Genomic DNA, 1389 nt, shown 5'->3' with positions numbered 1-1389 from the left:
GCACCGCTGAGAGAACGGATCACTGAGATGCAGGTGATGATCGAGGGACAGTCACACTTCCGGCCTTTCGGCTTACCTTATTGGGGTTTCGCAGATCTCAATAAGGGAGTTGGAAGCATGACTGCCTCTTATGATTACCATATCGGCGTCGACTACCACAAATCCTACAGCCATCTGGTAGTGCAGGATTCGGCGGGTAAAACGCTGCGCTCTGGCCGTGTGAAGAATGACCGTCAGTCGCTTGGCGGCTTTTTGGAGCGGTATCGGGAGAACTCGCATGCCGTGGTCGAGGCCACCCGCAACTGGATGGTGATCTACGACTGGCTCGACGACATTTGTGATGATGTCGTTCTCGCCCATCCGTTGAAGGTCAAGGCGATCGCCGACGCCAAGATCAAGACCGACAAGATCGACGCGACGGTACTGGCGCATCTGCTCAGAGCCGACCTGGTGCCTGAAGCCTGGGCACCCAGCGAAAAATCGCGGGAACTTCGCGTCGCATTACGCGAGCGGATGTTTTACGTGCGGCTGCGGACGATGACGAAGAACCGCATTGTCACGGTGTTTGACCGCTATCCGGAGCAGACGGCACAGATGAAGCAGCTCGGCGACCTGTTTGGCAAGGCCGGCCGTGTCCAGTTGGCGCAGGTCAACGTCTCGGAGATCGACCGCATCCAGATCGATCGCGGGCTCGACTTCATCACCGACATCAATGGGCGCATCAAGCAGTCGGAGAAAACGATCCGAGCGATGACCAAGGCCAATGCCAACGTCAAGCTGTTGAAGACAATCCCCGGCATCGGCGAGTTCTTTGCAAGGCTGATCGATGCCGAGATCGACGACATCAGCCGCTTCCGCAACCCCAAAAAGCTAGCCGCCTATGCCGGGCTTGGGCCCTCGACCTATTCGAGCGGCGGCAAGACCTTCCACGGCAAGCTCATCCGGCAAGGCAACAAGTGGCTGCGCTGGGCCTTTGTCGAAGCCGTCAGCCCCGCCATCGCCAGCGATGCGCAGCTTCGCGCCCAATACGAACACCTGAAAATCAGAGGTACCAACAAGGCGCGCGTGGCGATTGCGCGCAAGCTTTTGACGATCGCCTTCCAGATCCTGCGTGACCAGCGCGCTTACGAGCCGCGCGGCGAAAGCCCACTAGAAGGCGCGTCGGCGATATCCCGGTTGTCCTGATGTTCGTCTAGCGAGCCCGGCAGGACTGGGCTGCGCTCTTACAGGAGAATGGGAAACCGGGAGCCGAACGTCACTCTGTGACCGAAGCCAACGCATCAGGTCACGAATTGGAGATTGGTTCAAGAACCGAAGGACAACTCGGTCCTGCGGACGGAAGAGATTTAGCCGATCGGCGAAAATGCCGGTCAAATAACAACAGAACCC

The 1389-nt window shown here is 58.3% G+C and carries 1 protein-coding gene; it reads left to right on the top strand.

Features of this window, described 5'->3' with window-relative positions; genetic code table 11:
• Positions 1-117 precede the first annotated feature (117 nt).
• Complete coding sequence (locus K9B32_RS28785; RefSeq protein ID WP_224568779.1) at positions 118-1185, top strand: IS110 family transposase; 1068 nt, start codon at positions 118-120, stop codon at positions 1183-1185.
• Positions 1186-1389 lie beyond the last annotated feature (204 nt).

Source organism: Rhizobium sp. 3T7 (genome assembly GCF_020166565.1).
Lineage (GTDB): Bacteria > Pseudomonadota > Alphaproteobacteria > Rhizobiales > Rhizobiaceae > Rhizobium.
Note: the sequence above shows the minus strand (reverse complement) of the source record. Positions and strands in the feature narration are given on the sequence as shown.